Origin of the sequence: Nisaea sp. (assembly GCF_034670185.1) — a bacterium.
GTDB lineage: Bacteria > Pseudomonadota > Alphaproteobacteria > Thalassobaculales > Thalassobaculaceae > Nisaea.
The window spans coordinates 1,831,849-1,848,874 of sequence record NZ_JAXMNY010000001.1 but is presented as its reverse complement, the minus strand read 5'-3'; the positions used below and the strand labels follow the sequence as shown (position 1 = coordinate 1,848,874).

The 17,026-nt window shown below is 59.0% G+C and carries 15 protein-coding genes; 9 read left to right on the top strand and 6 right to left on the bottom strand.

Annotation, left to right across the window (positions count from 1 at the left end):
• Positions 1–57 precede the first annotated feature (57 nt).
• Positions 58–666, bottom strand: a complete 609-nt coding sequence (locus VOI22_RS08775) for a TetR/AcrR family transcriptional regulator (RefSeq protein ID WP_323796126.1) — start codon at positions 664–666, stop codon at positions 58–60.
• Between the two features lie 197 nt (positions 667–863).
• Between VOI22_RS08775 and VOI22_RS08770 the strand changes: the two genes are divergently transcribed.
• Positions 864–1,523 (top strand): PAS domain-containing protein, encoded by a 660-nt coding sequence (locus VOI22_RS08770; protein WP_323796125.1) that lies wholly within the window; start codon positions 864–866, stop codon positions 1,521–1,523.
• Positions 1,524–1,568: 45 nt separating this feature from the next.
• Here the strand turns inward: VOI22_RS08770 and VOI22_RS08765 are convergent, their stop codons facing one another.
• The 5 genes from VOI22_RS08765 to VOI22_RS08745 form a co-directional block, all read right to left on the bottom strand.
• On the bottom strand, positions 1,569–2,747 hold the full coding sequence (locus tag VOI22_RS08765) for an FAD-dependent oxidoreductase (RefSeq protein WP_323796124.1): 1,179 nt from the start codon (positions 2,745–2,747) through the stop codon (positions 1,569–1,571).
• Positions 2,748–2,759: 12 nt separating this feature from the next.
• Positions 2,760–3,587: a GNAT family N-acetyltransferase gene (locus VOI22_RS08760; RefSeq protein WP_323796123.1), complete on the bottom strand. Its 828-nt coding sequence runs from the start codon at positions 3,585–3,587 to the stop codon at positions 2,760–2,762.
• A gap of 24 nt (positions 3,588–3,611) precedes the next feature.
• On the bottom strand, positions 3,612–4,283 hold the full coding sequence (locus tag VOI22_RS08755; protein ID WP_323796122.1) for a GntR family transcriptional regulator: 672 nt from the start codon (positions 4,281–4,283) through the stop codon (positions 3,612–3,614).
• A 12-nt stretch (positions 4,284–4,295) separates the two neighbouring features.
• A complete protein-coding gene (locus VOI22_RS08750) occupies positions 4,296–4,967 on the bottom strand; it encodes a haloacid dehalogenase type II (RefSeq protein ID WP_323796121.1) in 672 nt (223 codons plus the stop codon).
• A 165-nt stretch (positions 4,968–5,132) separates the two neighbouring features.
• On the bottom strand, positions 5,133–5,999 hold the full coding sequence (locus VOI22_RS08745) for a 5'-nucleotidase, lipoprotein e(P4) family (protein WP_323796120.1): 867 nt from the start codon (positions 5,997–5,999) through the stop codon (positions 5,133–5,135).
• A gap of 182 nt (positions 6,000–6,181) precedes the next feature.
• On the opposite strand from VOI22_RS08745, the gene VOI22_RS08740 reads away from it, so the two are divergent.
• From VOI22_RS08740 to VOI22_RS08705, 8 genes are all read left to right on the top strand, one after another.
• Positions 6,182–6,799: an HD domain-containing protein gene (locus VOI22_RS08740; RefSeq protein WP_323796119.1), complete on the top strand. Its 618-nt coding sequence runs from the start codon at positions 6,182–6,184 to the stop codon at positions 6,797–6,799.
• Between the two features lie 123 nt (positions 6,800–6,922).
• Positions 6,923–7,408: a bacterioferritin gene (locus VOI22_RS08735; RefSeq protein WP_323796118.1), complete on the top strand. Its 486-nt coding sequence runs from the start codon at positions 6,923–6,925 to the stop codon at positions 7,406–7,408.
• A gap of 172 nt (positions 7,409–7,580) precedes the next feature.
• On the top strand, positions 7,581–10,172 hold the full coding sequence (locus VOI22_RS08730) for a response regulator (RefSeq protein WP_323796117.1): 2,592 nt from the start codon (positions 7,581–7,583) through the stop codon (positions 10,170–10,172).
• A 332-nt stretch (positions 10,173–10,504) separates the two neighbouring features.
• Positions 10,505–12,553, top strand: coding sequence for an ABC transporter substrate-binding protein (locus tag VOI22_RS08725; RefSeq protein WP_323796116.1), 2,049 nt, complete (start codon positions 10,505–10,507; stop codon positions 12,551–12,553).
• Between the two features lie 106 nt (positions 12,554–12,659).
• On the top strand, positions 12,660–13,670 hold the full coding sequence (locus tag VOI22_RS08720; protein ID WP_028464467.1) for an ABC transporter permease: 1,011 nt from the start codon (positions 12,660–12,662) through the stop codon (positions 13,668–13,670).
• Positions 13,671–13,674: 4 nt separating this feature from the next.
• Entirely contained in the window at positions 13,675–14,871 is a 1,197-nt protein-coding gene (locus VOI22_RS08715; RefSeq protein ID WP_323796115.1) for an ABC transporter permease, read from the top strand.
• On the top strand, positions 14,868–15,878 hold the full coding sequence (locus VOI22_RS08710) for an ABC transporter ATP-binding protein (protein WP_323796114.1): 1,011 nt from the start codon (positions 14,868–14,870) through the stop codon (positions 15,876–15,878). The genes VOI22_RS08715 and VOI22_RS08710 overlap by 4 nt, the downstream gene beginning before the upstream one ends.
• A complete protein-coding gene (locus tag VOI22_RS08705) occupies positions 15,875–16,861 on the top strand; it encodes an oligopeptide/dipeptide ABC transporter ATP-binding protein (protein WP_323796113.1) in 987 nt (328 codons plus the stop codon). The genes VOI22_RS08710 and VOI22_RS08705 overlap by 4 nt, the downstream gene beginning before the upstream one ends.
• Positions 16,862–17,026 lie beyond the last annotated feature (165 nt).

The following is a 17,026-nucleotide window of genomic DNA, read 5'->3' as shown; positions in this document are numbered from 1 at the left end:
TGGAGGCTTGCTGCGGATCGTTATGGGCAAATGGATGATTTACAAAAGAAGGCTGACTCAAGATGAATCCGTCACCTTGTCGCACGGGCATTCTTTGGGGGTCTGATCGACGAGCCAGCGAATTTCGGAAAGCAGCCGTTTTCGTTCTTCGACCGGCCATTGATGAAGGCCCAGCCACTCCAGTGCTTTCAGGCCTTCCAGGGCCAGAAACGCAAGCAGCGGGCCGCGCGGTGTTTCCGAGGTTTCTGACACATGCGCGATGCGCTGCGCGATCATGTCTTGCACCGGATGCCGAAGGTCTGCGTCCTGTGCGACGACGGCGCAGAGACCGAGCATGACGGCGCGATCCTCGTCCGAGCGCTCCTGCAGTTCTGAGCTCAATTGTGCGCGGATCGCGATATTCGGTACCGGGCCGAGCCGTGTTTCAATTTCCTGGATCTTTGCGTTTTCCGAAGCGATACGCCGCTCGACCAGGGCTTTGATCAGGGCCTGTTTCGTTTTGTAGTCATAAAGCACGCTGGCCTTGCTGATGCCGGCTTCAAGCGCAACGGCATCCAGCGTCAATTGTCCGGCGCCGTCGCGGGCTACAACGGCTTGCGCCGCATCCAGTACGGCGTCACGGTCTATTGATCTGGGGCGTCCAACCATGTTTATACGGATTCTCATTTATTTCCATCTGGTCGGAAAATAATCACGGTTTGACCGATGTCAAGATTTCAGAGCTATAAAATTGTGCGGTGCATGGTAAAAAATGCTGCACAAGCGAGAAGCCTTTGGGGAAGGCTTTTTGCGGGTGTTTTTTGTAGGGGTGGGGCCGCCGCACGGTTAGGATGCGTTCACGGGAGACATAGGGAGTTTCGAGGGTGAGTGCGATCAGCGGCAATACTGGTCCCGATAGTGAGTCAGATTGGTCGGAGCCGATGCCGCAAGCCATCGAGGCATCGGCTGATCGTATTATCAATGGCGAGCGAACTCCGGAATTCCATCATATCAGTGCCGAGATCGCGTTTGTCTGCCCCGAAACGGTCGTGCCGGAATCCAAACTCGCGTTCCTGTTCAAGTATTGGGCTGCGATCCGGGAGGCGGAGGGCCGCTTGCCGATACGCAAGGACATCGACGTTCTCGAGCTTCGGCAGGCGATCGGGAACATCATGATGTTGGATGTTCTGGACGAGGGATTCGACGCGCGATACCGGGTCTACGGTACCGGTGTCGCTGAATATGCCGGGCATGACTGGACCGGGAAAACGCTCTCGGAAATGTGCCGGGAAACAAGGACGCCGCTCGCTCTGCTGTATCGGGCCTGCTATCTCGCGGTCTATCGCGCGGGACGGCCAATTTATACGGAATCCATGTCGCCGAGCTGGCTCGCACCCAAAGCATGGCGGCGCATGATCCTTCCCTATGCAGATGAGCAGGGAGCTTGTGTCGGCTTCATGGTGGGAAACATTCCGGTGGAGCCTCGGACAAAAGATATCAGTCCGAAGGATGCGGCCAGTTCACTGATTTACCGGAACCGTTGATCGTTTCTGCGGGCGCTTGCGGGAGAGTGAGGGCTCGAAGACTGGTCAGGAGGCGATGTGTCCCGGTATCCGAAGCCGGGTGCGATCGACTGGATGCTTCCATTCGACCCCTGCAATCAGATGCGCCGCGATCCAGCCCCAATCGTCGCATGATTTGGCGCCTTTTCCGTTACCGCCGACGGCGACTGCAATCCGGTCGTCCAGCACATGGTCGATATAGGGAAGGCCGGTCGCGGTCCAGGTGACTGCACAGGTGGCCGTGTGCCAGTGGCGGCACTCGTTCAGCACCGGGATCAGGTTTTCAAGAAATGCCCGGAACCGTCTCTGGTTGGTGTTCGATCCCGGTTGCTTGAACCAGCGGGTCAGCTCCTCCAAAGAATTGAACTCCGGGTCCTCTGTCGTGCCGATGCCGATCTTCAGGTAGTCGTGACCGTCCGGGTAGCGGATGGGCGGCAGGATATAGGCGCCGGTCTCCGCGTGCCCGAGGGTCGGCATGTTTGAGAGTTCTTGAGCAACAGATCCTTCTATCCGGCAAAGCAGAACAGTCCGTCCGAAGACGCGCAGTTTCAAGTCCACTGGCGACAGTGCGCAGGCGTCGGTGAAGCCGCCGGTCGCAATCAGCACTTTCCCAGCTTGCCGGACGGTGTCGCCCGCCAGCTCGACCTCAGCGCCGCCGGGGACGGGGCGGATCGCCGTTACACGATCATTGACAATTGTGGCGCCGCGCTTTCGGGCGGCCTCTGTCTGGGCTTTCACCATCGCGCGCGGATTGAGGTGCCCGGCATTCCGGTCTTCATGCAATCCGTCCACATCGTCTGGCACGGCGAGAAACGGGTAGAGCGCCCTGATACCCCGTGCGTCCAGTCGCGTCAGATCGGCGCCGAGAGCACGGCCGGCCGCTTCCGCGCGGTCGAGGTAGCTGGTATCGGTGCCGCCAATGCCGAGATAACGGGAGTTGGTGAAGAATGGGATGCCACTTTCTGATTCGATTTCCGCATAGCGCTCGATGGATCTTTTCGAGGTCACGGCCCAGTCCGGATCGGGGTCCGAGATGCGGGTCATCCTGCCTTCGTCATAATGACTGGCGAAAACGCCGTCATGGGCGGCAAAGTCTGCTGGCTCGTCTGGGCCGATCAGGACGATGCCATCGGTCAGACCCGCGAGATGCCTGGCTGCGGCACTGCCGATCATGCCCCGGCCAACGATGATGATACGGTCCATCATTTCTCCTCCCGCTTAACCGAGCGCGTGGCTGGCGAGGCCGAAGATCCGGTGCGGTCCCGTCGGCGCTGTCCAGTCGCCGCGGGCCATGACCGGGGATGCGCCGACATCCGAAAGCCCGCAGCCGGTCATGTCCGCGATCAGCGCTGCGGCATCGCCAGGGCAGTCGACACGGACAAATCCGGGGCGGGCGAGAGAGCGGAACAGAGTGATGGCATCGGCCTCGTTTTCGGCCACGATCGGGCCGATGGTGGTTCCTCGCCCGAAGGGCCGGGCAATCGCATATCCGGTCAGCGCTCCACCTTCGTCCAGCACGGCAATCTCGCCCGCCGTGGCGAGGTTTTTGAGGGCATGCCCGCGCTTGGCGCCGAAGGCCGACTTGTCGAGATCGACTATGTTTGAAAGGTCGCTATTTGTGCCCTGTCGGAGGCGCGGGTCTTCGGTCGGCGCGCCCTGATAGACCCCCTGATACTGCCGGGATGTATCGAAGGCCGTGAAGCCAAGGGATTCGTAGAGCGGGCGCCCGGCATCCGTCGCAAGCAGGACGACCGGGTGCGGGGAGATGTCTTCAAGCAGCCGTGTGACAAGCTTCCGGCCGATGCCGCGCCCCTGGCTTTCCGGCGCGATGATGATCAGCCCGATCCGCGCCAGGGCGTCCCCGAAGGTCCAGCAGAGACCGACACCAAGCGCGTGTCCCTCATTAGCGTCCCGCACCAGACGCCCGCCTCCGAGCCGGATCATCAGATCTATGTCTTCCGGACGGTGTGGCCATGAGACGGCCTGAACCAGACCGGCAATGGTTCCGAGGTCGTCTGAAGAGACGGGCGAGAAGATCAGGGACATGTCGTTTCGTTTCTTCGGGGGGCTTTAAGTGAGTGCGGTTCCGCTCGCTTTGCGGAGATGGCTGGCGGGATCACCGAAATGTTGTCTCAGCTCTGACAGGATCGTGTTGATGTTTTTGGAACGGATTGTCTCCGCCAGCCGGAAATGTTCTTCGGCGAGGTCCTTGCTGCTGCGATAGCCACCCATCAGCCGGTGGAGGCAAAGCCGGGTTTCCGCCTGAACGGTGGCGTATGTGCGGGACAGGCGTTCGCTTTTCGCCGCGTCGACCAGGGTGCGGTGGAACTCGAAATCGAGATCGCCTCCGGCCGTCGTGTCTCCATTCTTGAGGGCTTTATCCATGCGTTCCGCTATTGCCGCCAGGGCATCGGCAACCGCAGCTTGCCGGCCTTCCGAACAGATTTTTCGGATCGCCGCTGTCTCCAGAGCCTCCCGAACGAAATACACATCGAGCAGGTCCTTTTCGTCGACTTCTGTGACGAACACCCCGCGGTGTGGGGCACTGCGGAGCAAGCCTTCCTGCACAAGCCGCTGCATTGCTTCCCGCAGCGGCCCTCGGCTTACGCCGAAGGTGAGGGCGAGTTCGGCCTCCAGCAGTTGGGTGCCACCCGGATAGAGGCCCGCCAGAATATCGGTGCGCAGCCGGTTGGCGATCTGGACGGGAAGAGTGACCCTTTCTATGGGGTTCGGAGTGGCCATCTGCGGACGTCCTTATGCGATGCCGAGGAGGCCGGGCAGGCCGCCGATATCCGGGATCGCCTGATAGCCATATGCCGGATTGCCTGGCCCGTGGCCGCGTTCGACGAAGACCCTTTGACCAATCCGCAGATCGCTGGCGGACATCAGGTCATATCGTAGGCTGGAAGAGACATGCATCATGTGCTCCGGCCCGCAGCCGAGTGTGTCGAACATGTATTCGAACGCGCGCAGGCGCGGCTTGTAGGCCTGGGCCTGCTCGGCGGTCAGGACCGCGTGAAAGGGTGCGCCGAGCAGGTCGACATTGGACTGGATCTGGCTGTCGGCGGCGTTCGACAGGATCACCAGCGGGATCTCCTTTGCGACGCGGGCAAGCGGCGCCGGCACGTCGGCATGCGGCCCCCAGGTCGGGACCGCCTCGACGATGGCGTTTGCATCTTCCTGTCTGAAGGCGATGTTCCAACGGAGACAGGTGCGCTCCAGCGCCCGGTGCAGAACGTCCGCGTAAGGCTTCCACTCCCCGAGTACCTCGTCGAACCGGTAGGCCGTGAAGTCTTCCAGGAAACCGGGCATGGAGTCGGACGGAACAAGATCGGCCAGCCGGCTTTTCGTCAGCTCGCCGACACCAAAGTTGGTGAGGGTTCCGTAGCAGTCAAAGGAAACAAATCGGATCTGGGAAGAACGCATGATTGGTCCAGCTGTGTAGGGAGTCGGGCAGGATAGTCGCGTCCTCTTATAGGATTGTCAACAATCCGATGATCCGGTGTTTTTGTATGATGTTGGAGGCTCAAAACAAAAGCAGCCCGGGCAAAGCCGGGCTGCTGATGTGCTGTTCGACGGTGATCGAATGGATTACTTCGGGCCTTCCCACTCATCCATGATGGCGTGCTTCATGGCGCGCTTTTCGGAGCTGGAGGCTTTCCAGTTGTTGTTGATTGCTGCGCCTTCCCAGGAGCCGTAGGTCGGGTTGGCGAACATGATCCACTGCTTGCCCCACATCGCCTGGTGTTTCTCATAGGTACCCAGACGTTCGGACGGCGAGCCCTTTACATTCTCATCCGTGAAGTCGCCGAGATTGTCGCCGAGCTGCAGAAGCACGCGGTAGCTGGCGGCCACATGCTCCCGGCGCGGGGTCTTGTTGGAGGATTTCCACTCATCCTTCTCGCCGCGCAGCAGAACCACATCCGTGTCCTCGTCGACCGGATAGCCGAACTTCTTGAGATTCGCGCGGGTGGCGTCCTCGCCCGGCGCCTTGCGGTTGGAAACGTAGATTACCTTCACGCCTCTTGACTTGGCGTATTTGGTGAACTCCAAGGACCCAGGAATGATACGGGATGTCTGGCTCTCGACGAACGGCGCCCAGGTTTTGGAGCTGTAATATTTGTCTTTCTCGACGATCCAGGCCTGATATGGCGAATTGTCGAGCACGGTCTCGTCAATATCGAGAATGACGGCAGGAGGCTTGGACTGGTAATCGCCCGTCTGCTCCAGAGCAGCGGTCCAGCTCTTGTCGGCAAGCGCCTGATCGAGGCGCAGCATGGCGAGCTGATAAAGCGCGTAGGCATTGGCTTTGTATTCGACGGAATTCTGCACCCAGTAGGTGGCGTTCAGACCGTCATGGCCCTTGATGTCTTCCGCGTTCGCGGCGCCGGCTGCGCCGAAAGAGAGGGCGGCGGCGGTGAAGCCGGCGAGTGCGGTGGTTCTGAGAATGCGTTGCATGGTTTGACCCTTTCGCTATCCGTGGCCGGAGCAAGGGTAGGTCCAGCCCGGCATGGCGCATATGCTGTCACGAATTTGGAACAGTTTGCTAGTGCGTTTGAGCGGCTGTTTTGGCCGCGCGGATTGGGTTGCCAATGCGCGGCATTGGCGAGAGACTCGTAATAGGTAGGGCATGAGAGGTGATGACCATGACGGATGGAGCCACGGTTTCCTTCAGCCAGATGAAGGACGGCACGAAAGAAGATTATGTGCTTCTGGAACGACTGGAGGAGCCCTACCGGGCCGGGACCGCCGACCGTTTGCTGGCTGAACTTGCGGCCCAGGCGGATGACACGCTGTCCGGCTACAAGATCACCCGGCTCGAACATGGCCTGCAATCCGCCACCCGTGCCCGTCGCGACGGTGCCGATATAGACTGGGTGGTTGCCGCCCTGTTGCACGATATCGGAGACCGGCTGGCGCCGCAGAACCATGACCGGATGGCGGCCGAAATTCTACGTCCCTTCGTGCGCGAGGAGGTGTCCTGGGTGGTCGAGCATCACGGCATCTTCCAGAGTTATTATTTCGGTCATCATTATGGCTGGGACCGCAATGCGCGAGACCGTTTCGCAGACAATCCCTGTTTCCAGTCATGCGCGGATTTCTGTGAGCGTTGGGACCAGGTGAGTTTCGACCCTGACTATGAGAGCGATCCACTCGAGTCCTTTGCCGACGACGTCAGGACGGTATTTGCGCGCAAGGCATACGATCCGGCTGTCACGCGGTCGGGTGAGGTCATCGGGCTGCCAGCGACAATCTGACCTATGGCAATATGTCAGCCGCACTCCATTTGAACTGGGCGCAGTGAGGTGCTGATGGAACTATTCCAAAGGCAGCGCATTCATCCTTTAGAAACACACCCATAACCGGAGGGATATGCCGTCATGGCAAGCAAGAAAACCCTGAAAAACCTGCAAACCGCGCTCGGCATGGAACTCACGGCTGCGCACCAGTACCAGCTTCACGCGCATGTCCTCGAAGATTGGGGCATCGACCGGCTTGCCGCCCAGATGCGTGAGGAAATGCAGGAGGAACTCGGGCATTCGGACGCGTTTATCGAACGGATTTTGTTCCTGAACGGCAATCCGGAACTGAAGTTCGAGAAGGCGCCGTCAAGGGCCCAGTCCCTGAACGACATGTTCCAGGCCGATCTGGATGATGAAAAGGGCGCGATCAAGTTCTACACAGAAGCGGCTCGTGAAGCGGCGGAAGAGGGCGATATCGGCTCCCGCGTGCTGTTTGAGAAAATAGCTCTGGACGAAGAAGGCCACATGTCATGGCTCGACCTGCAACTTAATCTCATCGCTCGCATGGGCGAGCCGGCCTATATCGCCAAGCACATGTCAGTGCCGGGTGGTGAGCAAGACTAACCACCTGTCTTGCCGGTCGTTAACAATCGGTTAGCAGTAATTTCCTAGAGTTCCTAACAGTTCTACGCTTGTATACGGCTCTGCTGAGTAGAGCGTTTGACCCGTCGTCAACGCCTTGCTCAGCAGCCGTGCTCTTGCGGATGATCAAACTCTGGGGCTGGAACCGCATTCAATGGCTGACAATCAGAACGAGTCGTTTGCCACTGGTGCGAGAAACGGAACGCGGGCGACGATTGCTCTTGTCGTGGGGGCGGTACTGCTTGTCGCTGGTGCGTCGATATATTTCGCCATCCTACAGAATGCAGAGAACGAAAATCGACATACCGAGATCATAACATCCGAAGTCCGGGAAGCTTCGAATGCCGTTGAGCAGTTCATCACAGGGCGTCAACGTCTTGTAGAGGCCTACGCTTTCGATAATCAGGCGTTGCTGGCCGCATATGCGAAGGATGTTGCTGACGAGCAGTTGCGGACCCGGATCGACGATAGCCTGCAGCGCTGGTTCCCAAGCTATTTCACGTTTACGCTTGCAGATAGTGACGGCGTCGATCTGATCGATGATCTGGAAGGGTTTGTCGGTCGGCAGTGTCAGGAAAACATCCAGTCATATGTTGCCTCGCTTGCCGACGATGCGCACAAGGCGGGTTACGAAGCGGTCATCCATCCCCAGGCCAACAATTACCATTTCGACATCATGGCGCCGTGGCGTAGCGGCGAGCGTTTGAACGGCGTTTTCTTTGTCAGCTTCTATCCCAATGTCCTGCAGTCCCTGATCCGGTCGTACCAAAGCCCCGGTCACTATCTGGCGCTTGTGCATCGCGAGCGGGACAATCTGATTGAAATCAACGCGGACGGGGCGAGGGACGAGCTCGCGGGGCACCGCGAGATCACGTTGAGCGCGGCCGAGATCAACGAAATACGGGCCAGCGTCGATATTCCGGGATCGGTTTGGCGGCTGGTTGGATATGTCGAGCCCGGTTTGGTGGATGCAGAGAACAGGGAGAACTGGTGGAGTGCCGGTTTTGTCGTGCTTTTTGTCCTGATCGCTGGCGCACTGAGCCTATGGAAGATTCTCGCCCTTGATCGCGAACAGGCGTGGGTCCTTGCCCGTCTGAGGGACTCCAATGCAGAGCTGGCCGATCTCGCCGAGGAGCAGACGGCCCTTCGCGCGGCGGCCGAGGCCGGTGAGAAGACGAAAGCCCAATTCCTTGCCTCGATGAGTCATGAGATCCGTACGCCGTTGAATGCCGTCATCGGTCTGACGGACCTCGTGCTCAAAACCGATCTGTCAGAGCATCAACGCGGCCATCTTTCTCGGATTGCTACGGCCGGACGTTCCTTGCTCAGTCTCATCAACGATGTCTTGGATTTCTCCAAGATTGAGGCAGGAAAGCTGCAAATCGAATCCATAGAGTTCGACATCGATGACGTGCTTGAAAATCTGGTGACGGTTGTGAGCACCAAGATCGAGGAAAACGCTAACGAACTCATTATAACAGTCGACCGTAATATCCCGTCCGCGCTGCGCGGAGACCCGTTGCGGCTTGGACAGGTCCTGATCAATCTTGCTGGAAATGCAGCCAAATTCACCGAGAATGGCGAGATTGTCGTGGATGCCGCACGCGTGACCGAAGACGGCCAGGAATGGCTGGTCTTCTCAGTGCGCGATACCGGGATCGGCATGAATGAAGATCAGATGGAACGTCTTTTCAAACCATTTACCCAGGCGGATCAATCGACCACCCGGACCCACGGCGGAACGGGTCTCGGTCTGACCATCTCGCACCAGCTGGTCCATGCCATGGGGGGAAGTATCGGTTTGGAAAGTACGCCTGGAGAAGGCAGCCGTTTCCATTTCCGAGTGCCCTATGAACCCGTCGCTGGTGCCTCGCCGCGACGGACCTTCGATGGGATCGATCCGCGAGCGGCCCGGGTTCTTGTCGTCGATGACAACGAGACCGTCCGCGAGACTTTGAGCGAGGCGCTTACCAGTCTCCGTTTCAAGGTCGATGTGGCGGCGTCCGGGCACGAAGCGGCCGCGCTCTATCACAAGGCCCGGACTCGGTCACCTTACGCGGTTGTCCTAATGGATTGGCGGATGCCGGACACGGACGGGCTCGCAACCATCAGACAAATTCAGGCGGAGAGCGGCGAGACGTCGATACCGGTCATCATCATGGTATCCGCCGAAGATATGCAGGGGATTACCGGTGAACTCCGGGCACTCGGGATCGAGCATTGTGTGGGCAAGCCGATCAACACTTCCTTTTTGATCGATACGATGATGGCCTTCTTCGAGGCCGGTTCCGGTCATCGCTCGATAGCTCCTCGCCGTCGGGCCGCAAATCAGGATCCGACGGCTGCTGCTGAGAACATTCATTTGCTGCTGGCCGAAGATGTCGAGCTGAACCGGATGGTTGCAGTCGGTGTGCTGGAGAATGCCGGCATGACGGTGGATGTGGCCGAGAACGGTGTGCAGGTTCTCGAGATCCTGACGCGGGAGGGTGCAGATCGCTACACGGCTGTGCTCATGGATATCGAGATGCCGGAAATGGACGGTCTGACGGCCACCCGTAAGATCCGCGAGGAACTGGGATTTGCGGATCTGCCCGTCATTGCCATGACCGCCCACGCGCTGGCCGAGGAGCGAGAGCGCTGCCTTGATGCCGGAATGAACGCCCATATAGGCAAACCGTTCGAGGCGGCGGAGTTGATTTCAACGATCAATCGTTTCGCGGCCGCCGCGTCAAAAGTCCGCTCCTGAAAAACAGCCAGCCCAAATTCGATACTGAGACAACCGGCGCCTCTCTCTGGTGATCCAGTGCGGACAGGCGTTCTCTCGCACTTTCGCATTCGCTTCTGCGGCTGTTTCTCGCTTGAAAGTGAATGTTGCGCTGCACACTGAAAATCAGCCAAATCGCGTCAAAGAATTACCTATGAGCGTGCGACGCACTCAGATTGACAACAATTCATGCTGGCGCGACTGTCATAAAAGCGTCATCGTACTGCATTGCAATATTAATAGACGCGGAATAGCGTCGCTCAGTCCGGGTGATGGGTGGAGAAACCCGGCATGCAAAATCATTGGGGGACTTCATGCGTAAAACACTTCTTCTAGCTGGCGTGGCAGCCTGTGCCTTCGCGGGGTCGGCACTGGCCGATTGCCCGCCGATGACCATGGCCGACATGAAAGGCGTTAAGGCGGGAGCCTTTCCGCAACAGTATGAACTGGCTGAATTTCAGGCTGCGGCTGGCTGCACGCTGGCCTTTACAGGAAACCCGAAATCGGCGGACCTGAACGGCAAGATCCAGGGCAACGGTGCATTGCCGCCACTCGCGGAACGCCTCCCGGCAGAGCCGCTGGTGGTCGTGCCCTACGCCGAGATCGGTACATATGGCGGCGTTCTCGACGGCCTGTCGAACGCGCCGGAAGCAGGTACGTCCGATCTGCTTTCCGTCCGCCACGTCAGCCTCGTGCGCTACAGTGACGATCTTGCGACGATCGTGCCGAATGTGGCCAAGAGCTGGGCATGGAACAGCGACTTCACGAAGCTGACCATGACACTGCGCAAGGGTCACAAATGGTCCGACGGTGCGCCGTTTACGTCCGAGGACGTCAAGTTCTGGTACGACGACATGGTGTTCGACGAGAACATCATCAAAAAGCCGAAGGATTACGTTTTGGTCGCCGGTGAGCGGATGACGGTGGAAACACCGGACCCGCAGACCGTGGTGTTCAACCTGCCGGCGCCGAAGCCGGGCCTGCTTGCCCACTTCGCGACGCACTATTCCCAGCCCTTCATGCCGAAGCATTTCTTCGGCATGTTCCATCCGAAATACAATCCGGATGCGGACAAGAAGGCGAAGGAATTGGGCTTCGAGAATGGCTACGCGGTGATTTCCGCCTATTACGGCAACTCCGACTGGACCGACACGCCGTCGATCATGCTGTCGGACCCGGCGAAAGCGCCGAAAATGCCGAAGGGCGTTTACCCGACGCTGGAATCCCACATCGTCGTGGCTGAAACGACCGAGGGCCGTCACCTGGTGGCGAACCCGTATTTCCATATGGTCGACACGGCGGGCAACCAGCTCCCCTACATCAACGAAATCGACGAAGTGCACATCAACGAGAACGAAGTGCGCATCCTGAAGGCCGTGAACGGCGAGATCGACTACAAGTCGCAGTCCATGCAGCTTCCGTCGGCGCCGCTCATGCTGGAGAATCAGGAAAAGGGCGGCTACACGGTCGACCTGAAGCCGACCATTGCCATGCCGACCTTCTCCTTCAACGTCACGTCGGCGGATGAGGAAAAGCGCAAGGTCTTCGGTGATTTGAAATTCCGCCAGGCCATGTCGGTAGCGATGAACCGGGCAGAGATCAACGAGGTCGCCTTCTTCGATCTCGGTCAGCCGAAGCAGTATATCGCCTTCTCGCCGACCCCGGATTTCGTCGATCCGAAATGGGAAAAGCATTACGCGCAGTTTGATCCCGCTCTGGCCAACAAGCTGCTGGATGAGATCGGCGTAGTGGACAAGGACGGTGACGGTACCCGCGATCTGCCAAATGGCGCTCCGCTGGTGCTGAACTTGCAGTTCGCAACACAAGGTATGCCTGCTCAGGTCGCCGAGCTGGTCGCACAGCAGTGGACCAATGTCGGCGTCAAGGCGACGGTGAAGGAAGTGACCCCGGACGAATATCGTTCAGCTCAGTCTTCCAACCAGCTTGATGTGCTGATGTGGCAGAAAGGCCAGCCGCTTGCCATCGTGCTCGGCAATTCCGAACTGTTCCAGCCGCCGTTCGAGAACTATTTCGGAGGCCGCACCGGTATGCTCTGGGCCGAATATGTCGACAGCAAGGGCACCAAGGGTGTCAAGCCGCCGGCATATGTCGATCAGATGCTGGCTGACATCGATGCCTTCCAGTCCGCTCCGGTGGGCACGAAGGAATCAGCCGAGATCGGACAGCGTCTTGTGAAGAACATGACCGAGAACCTGCTCTTCCTCGGCACGGTGCAGGCGCCGAACCCGATTTATCATCGGAATGCGCTGAAGAACTTCCCGGAGTTCAAGACTTGGTCCTACGAGTATTACCGGACCTATCCCTATCGTCCGCAGCAATGGTTCCTTGCTGACGAAGGCTGATGATCTCCGCGCGGCGGGGCCTGGGCATTTGCTCTGGTCCCGCCGCGTCGGTTTTAGATCGATGACCTGAATAGATCGGTCGATCTAAGACCGACGGGGGCGGGATATGCTGCGATTCATACAATTTGCCTGCACGCGCGCGGCCATGGCCGTGTTCACGCTGCTGCTGGTTTCTTTTATTGTCTTCACACTGATGGAGATGGTGCCGGGGAACTGTGCGGAACGGTATCTCGCTTTCAAGAACACCCAGGGCGAGCAGATCAGCATCGAGAATATCCGGGCTGAAGAGCAGCGTCTCGGCCTCGACAAGCCCTATATTCAGCGTTGGGCCGGTTGGGTCGGCAATGTGTTCCTGCGCGGTGACTTCGGTGACAGCTGCATTCTGCGCGTCAATATCAACCAGCTTCTGGGCGATAAGATCTGGATTTCTCTCGGGATCTGTTTCACAGCTCTTCTGGTCGCCTACCTGATCGCATTGCCCGTCGGTATCATATCGGCAACGGTGTCGAGCCCGGGGCTGAACAACAGCTTGCGTCTGGTCTCCTATCTTGGACTCGCGCTGCCGAATTTCCTGCTGGCGCTGATGATCATGCTGTTTTCCACCATGGTCTTCGGCGACACCCTGACAGGGATGTTCTCAAAGGAATTCCGGGACGCGCCCTGGTCCTATGACCGGGTGATTGATTTTCTGTCGCACGCCTGGTTGCCGATCTTCATTCTCGGCTGGTCCGCCACGGCCTTCGCCCTGCAGACGGTACGGGCGCTGATGTCGGACGAATATGGCAAGCTCTATGTCACGGCGGCGCGGGCGCGCGGGGTCACCGGCGGCAAGCTTCTCTGGCGCTATCCGGCCCGCCATGCCTTGGGTCCGATCATTAATTCTCTCGGTTTCGATTTGAACCGCGTCTTCAATGAGCTGCCGATCGTGGCGGTGATCCTGACCCTGTCGGAGGCGGGCTCCCTGCTGCTTGAGGGGTTGGCCCGGTCGAACGATCAGCAGCTCGCGGGAGCGATCATCTTCATGCTGACCGCCGCCATCGTGTCGCTTAATTTCATGACCGATATCCTGCTCTCGCTGATTGATCCGCGGGTCCGTAAAAGCGTGATGGGAGGCTAGGGCGATGGTCGATCAAACAGCCATGGATGCGCCCGTCAAAAGCGCGGACCAGAAATCCAAGGAAGCCTATTTCACGGCCAGCCAGATGCAACTCGTCTGGGCGCGCTTCAGGAAGAACAAGGCGGCCATGGTCGCCGGCATGGTGCTTATCGCCATAATCCTCATGGGCTTCTTCGCGCCGTTCCTGTCCCCCTATGACCCGACCATCGCGGGAAGGGACAAGGAATATCAGAACGGCGCGCCGCAGATCCCGATGTTCTGCGATCACAATGGCTGCTCCTTGCGGCCCTTCCTGCACACGCTGGAGCGGACCCGGTCGATCAAGACGAACTTCCGCTGGGTGACGGAGATCAACACGGAACAACGTCGCTATGTCGAGCTGTTCCCGACCGGCTGGGAATACCGGCTGTTCAGCTTCGAGCTGAACCTGCCGGGCGAGGCGCTGGATATCGCGATCCCTGGGTTCCGGATGACCACGCACCTGTTCGGTGTGGACAAGGGCGGCATCCATCTCTTCGGTACGGACCATGCAGGCAAGGACATCTTTTCCCGCACCCTGCACGCGATCTATACCTCGCTTGCCGTTGGTACCATCGGCGTCTTCATCAGTTTCGTGCTGGCGTTGGTGATCGGTGGAGCGTCCGGTTATTTCGGCGGCTGGGTCGACGGCGTGCTGCAGATGTTCACGGACGCGATCCGGACCGTACCGGCCATCCCGCTTTTCATGGCATTGGCCGCGTTCGTTCCGGACGAATGGAGTTCGGAAGCGCGGTTCTTCTTCATCTCCATCATTCTCGGTTTCATCGGCTGGCCGACGCTGGCACGGCGTGTGCGCACGCATCTGCTGACCGAGCGGAACCAGGAATATGTGCTGGCCGCGAAGATGTGCGGCGCCTCCGCCAACCATGTTATCCGGCGCCATCTCCTGCCCAGCTTCACCAGCTACATCATCGTGGATCTGGTGATTTCGTTCCCCTACATGGTGCTGTCCGAGACAGCGCTCAGCTTCATCGGGCTCGGCCTGAAGGAGCCGGTCAATTCACTCGGCGTGCTGCTGCAGAGCGTTACCAGCGCGGATGTGCTGCTGAATTACCAGTGGTACTTCATCCCAGTTATTTTCTTCGTCGGCATGGTGCTGGCCTTCGTCTTTGTCGGCGATGGACTGCGCGATGCGGCCGACCCTTATTCGGATCATAAATGATGGCGGCCCCCCTTCTTTCTGTCCGCAATCTGACGGTGCAGTTCAAGACCGATGAAGGTCTGATCACCACGGTCGACAATGTCTCCTTCGATATTGCCGCCGGTGAAGTCCTTGGCCTGGTTGGCGAGAGCGGCTCCGGCAAGTCCGTGACCGCGAAGGCGCTGATGAAGCTGAATGCCGGCAACACGGTCTATGGCCCGGAGAGCAGCATCACGCTCAACCTGGATGACGGCCCGATCGATATCCTGTCTCTGCAGAAGGCAAAGGATCTGAAGATTGTGCGCGGCGGGGCGATCTCCATGATCTTCCAGGAGCCGATGGCGAGCTTTGCGCCGGCCATTTCGATCGGCGATCAGATGGTCGAGCAACTGTTGCTGCACAGTTCGATGAACAAGAAGGAAGCGCGGGAGCTTTCGATCGAAATGCTGGACCGGGTCGGAATTTCCGATGCCTCCAAGCGGATCGATCAATACGCGTTCGAGTTTTCCGGCGGCATGCGGCAGCGGGCGATGATCGCCATGGCGCTCTCGACCAAACCGAAGCTGCTGATCGCGGACGAGCCGACTACGGCGCTGGATGTGACCATCCAGGCCCAGGTCATCGATCTGATGAAGGACCTGATCGGGGAGTTCGGCATGGCAATTCTCTTCATCACCCATGATCTGGGTGTGATCGCGCAAACGGCGGACCGGGTGGCGGTGATGTATCTCGGCCGGGTGATGGAAACCGGCAGCGTGCGGGAAGTGATCCGCACGCCGGCCCACCCCTATACACAGGGCCTGCTCAACGCGTTGCCCAAGCTCGATCATCTGGATGAGCCGCTGACACCTGTGCCCGGCGATATTCCTAGTCCGCTCGAGCGTCCGGACGGCTGTGTGTTTCATACTAGATGCCCGAAATTCATCCCGGGGACCTGCGATACGGCCCGGCCCGGGGAGGTGAGTGTATCGGCGAGCCACCGGGCTGCCTGCGTCGCTGTAGAGCCCGTCTTGGAGGCCGTATCGTGAGTGGTCAGGACAGCCATGTCTGGGTGAATCATCTCTCCGTTCATTTCGGGGTTGGAAAAGGTCTGCTTGGTGGCGGCAGTGTGCTGAAGGCTGTGGACGAGGTATCGCTAGAGATACCCCGCGGCTCTTTCTTCGGCCTGGTTGGCGAAAGCGGCTCGGGCAAGACCACGCTTGGACGGGCGATCCTGAAGGCGGCGCCGATATCGGGCGGAGAGGTGCGCTATCGCGACGACGATGTCGATTTCGACATCGGGGCGATGAGCAAGACCGAACTGAAGGAATACCGACGGCGCGCCCAGCTCATTTTCCAGGATCCCTATGCGGCGCTTAGCCCGCGCATGACGGTGCGCGATATCATCGCTGAGCCGCTTGAGGTGATGAAGCTTACCAAGTCACGGGCGGAAACGGATGAGCGTGTCCGCGAAATCGCCGCGAAATGCAGACTGAACCTGGAGCATTTGCGGCGTTTCCCGCATGCCTTCTCGGGCGGTCAGCGTCAGCGGATTTCGATCGCACGGGCGCTCGTCTGTGAGCCGAAGTTCCTCGTTGCCGACGAGAGTGTTGCGGCCCTCGACGTGTCCATTCAGGCGGACATCCTGAACCTTCTGAAGTCGCTGCAGAAGGATATGGACATCACCTTTCTCTTCATCAGCCACGATCTCAGTGTTGTGGCCCACACTTGCGACTATGTGGCGGTGATGTATCTGGGGGCGATTGTCGAGATGGCGCCGAGCCGTGAGCTGTTCACCGTGCCGAAGCATCCCTATACGAAAGCCCTGCTCTCTGCGATCCCGTCGCTCGACCCGGACGACCGGGGCACGGCGCAGAAGCTGGAGGGGGAAATTCCTTCCCCGCTGAACAAGCCCTCCGGATGCCGTTTCCACACGCGGTGCCCGGTCGCCGTGGAGCGTTGTGCGGCTGAGATACCGGCTTGGCGTGAACTTTCGACCGGGCATAAAGTTGCCTGTCACTTCGCGGAATAGCCCCGCCGTCAGGCTCTCAAGAATACGAGGGTATGAGGCAAAAAGGCTGAGTACGGCCGCTATCGACTGAGATTTATCGAAATTTTGAATGTTGTGCGAACAGGCACAGGAATTGCATTTTATTCCGTTACTTCAGTTCGGTCGCTTTCGCACTTGAGTTGAAGC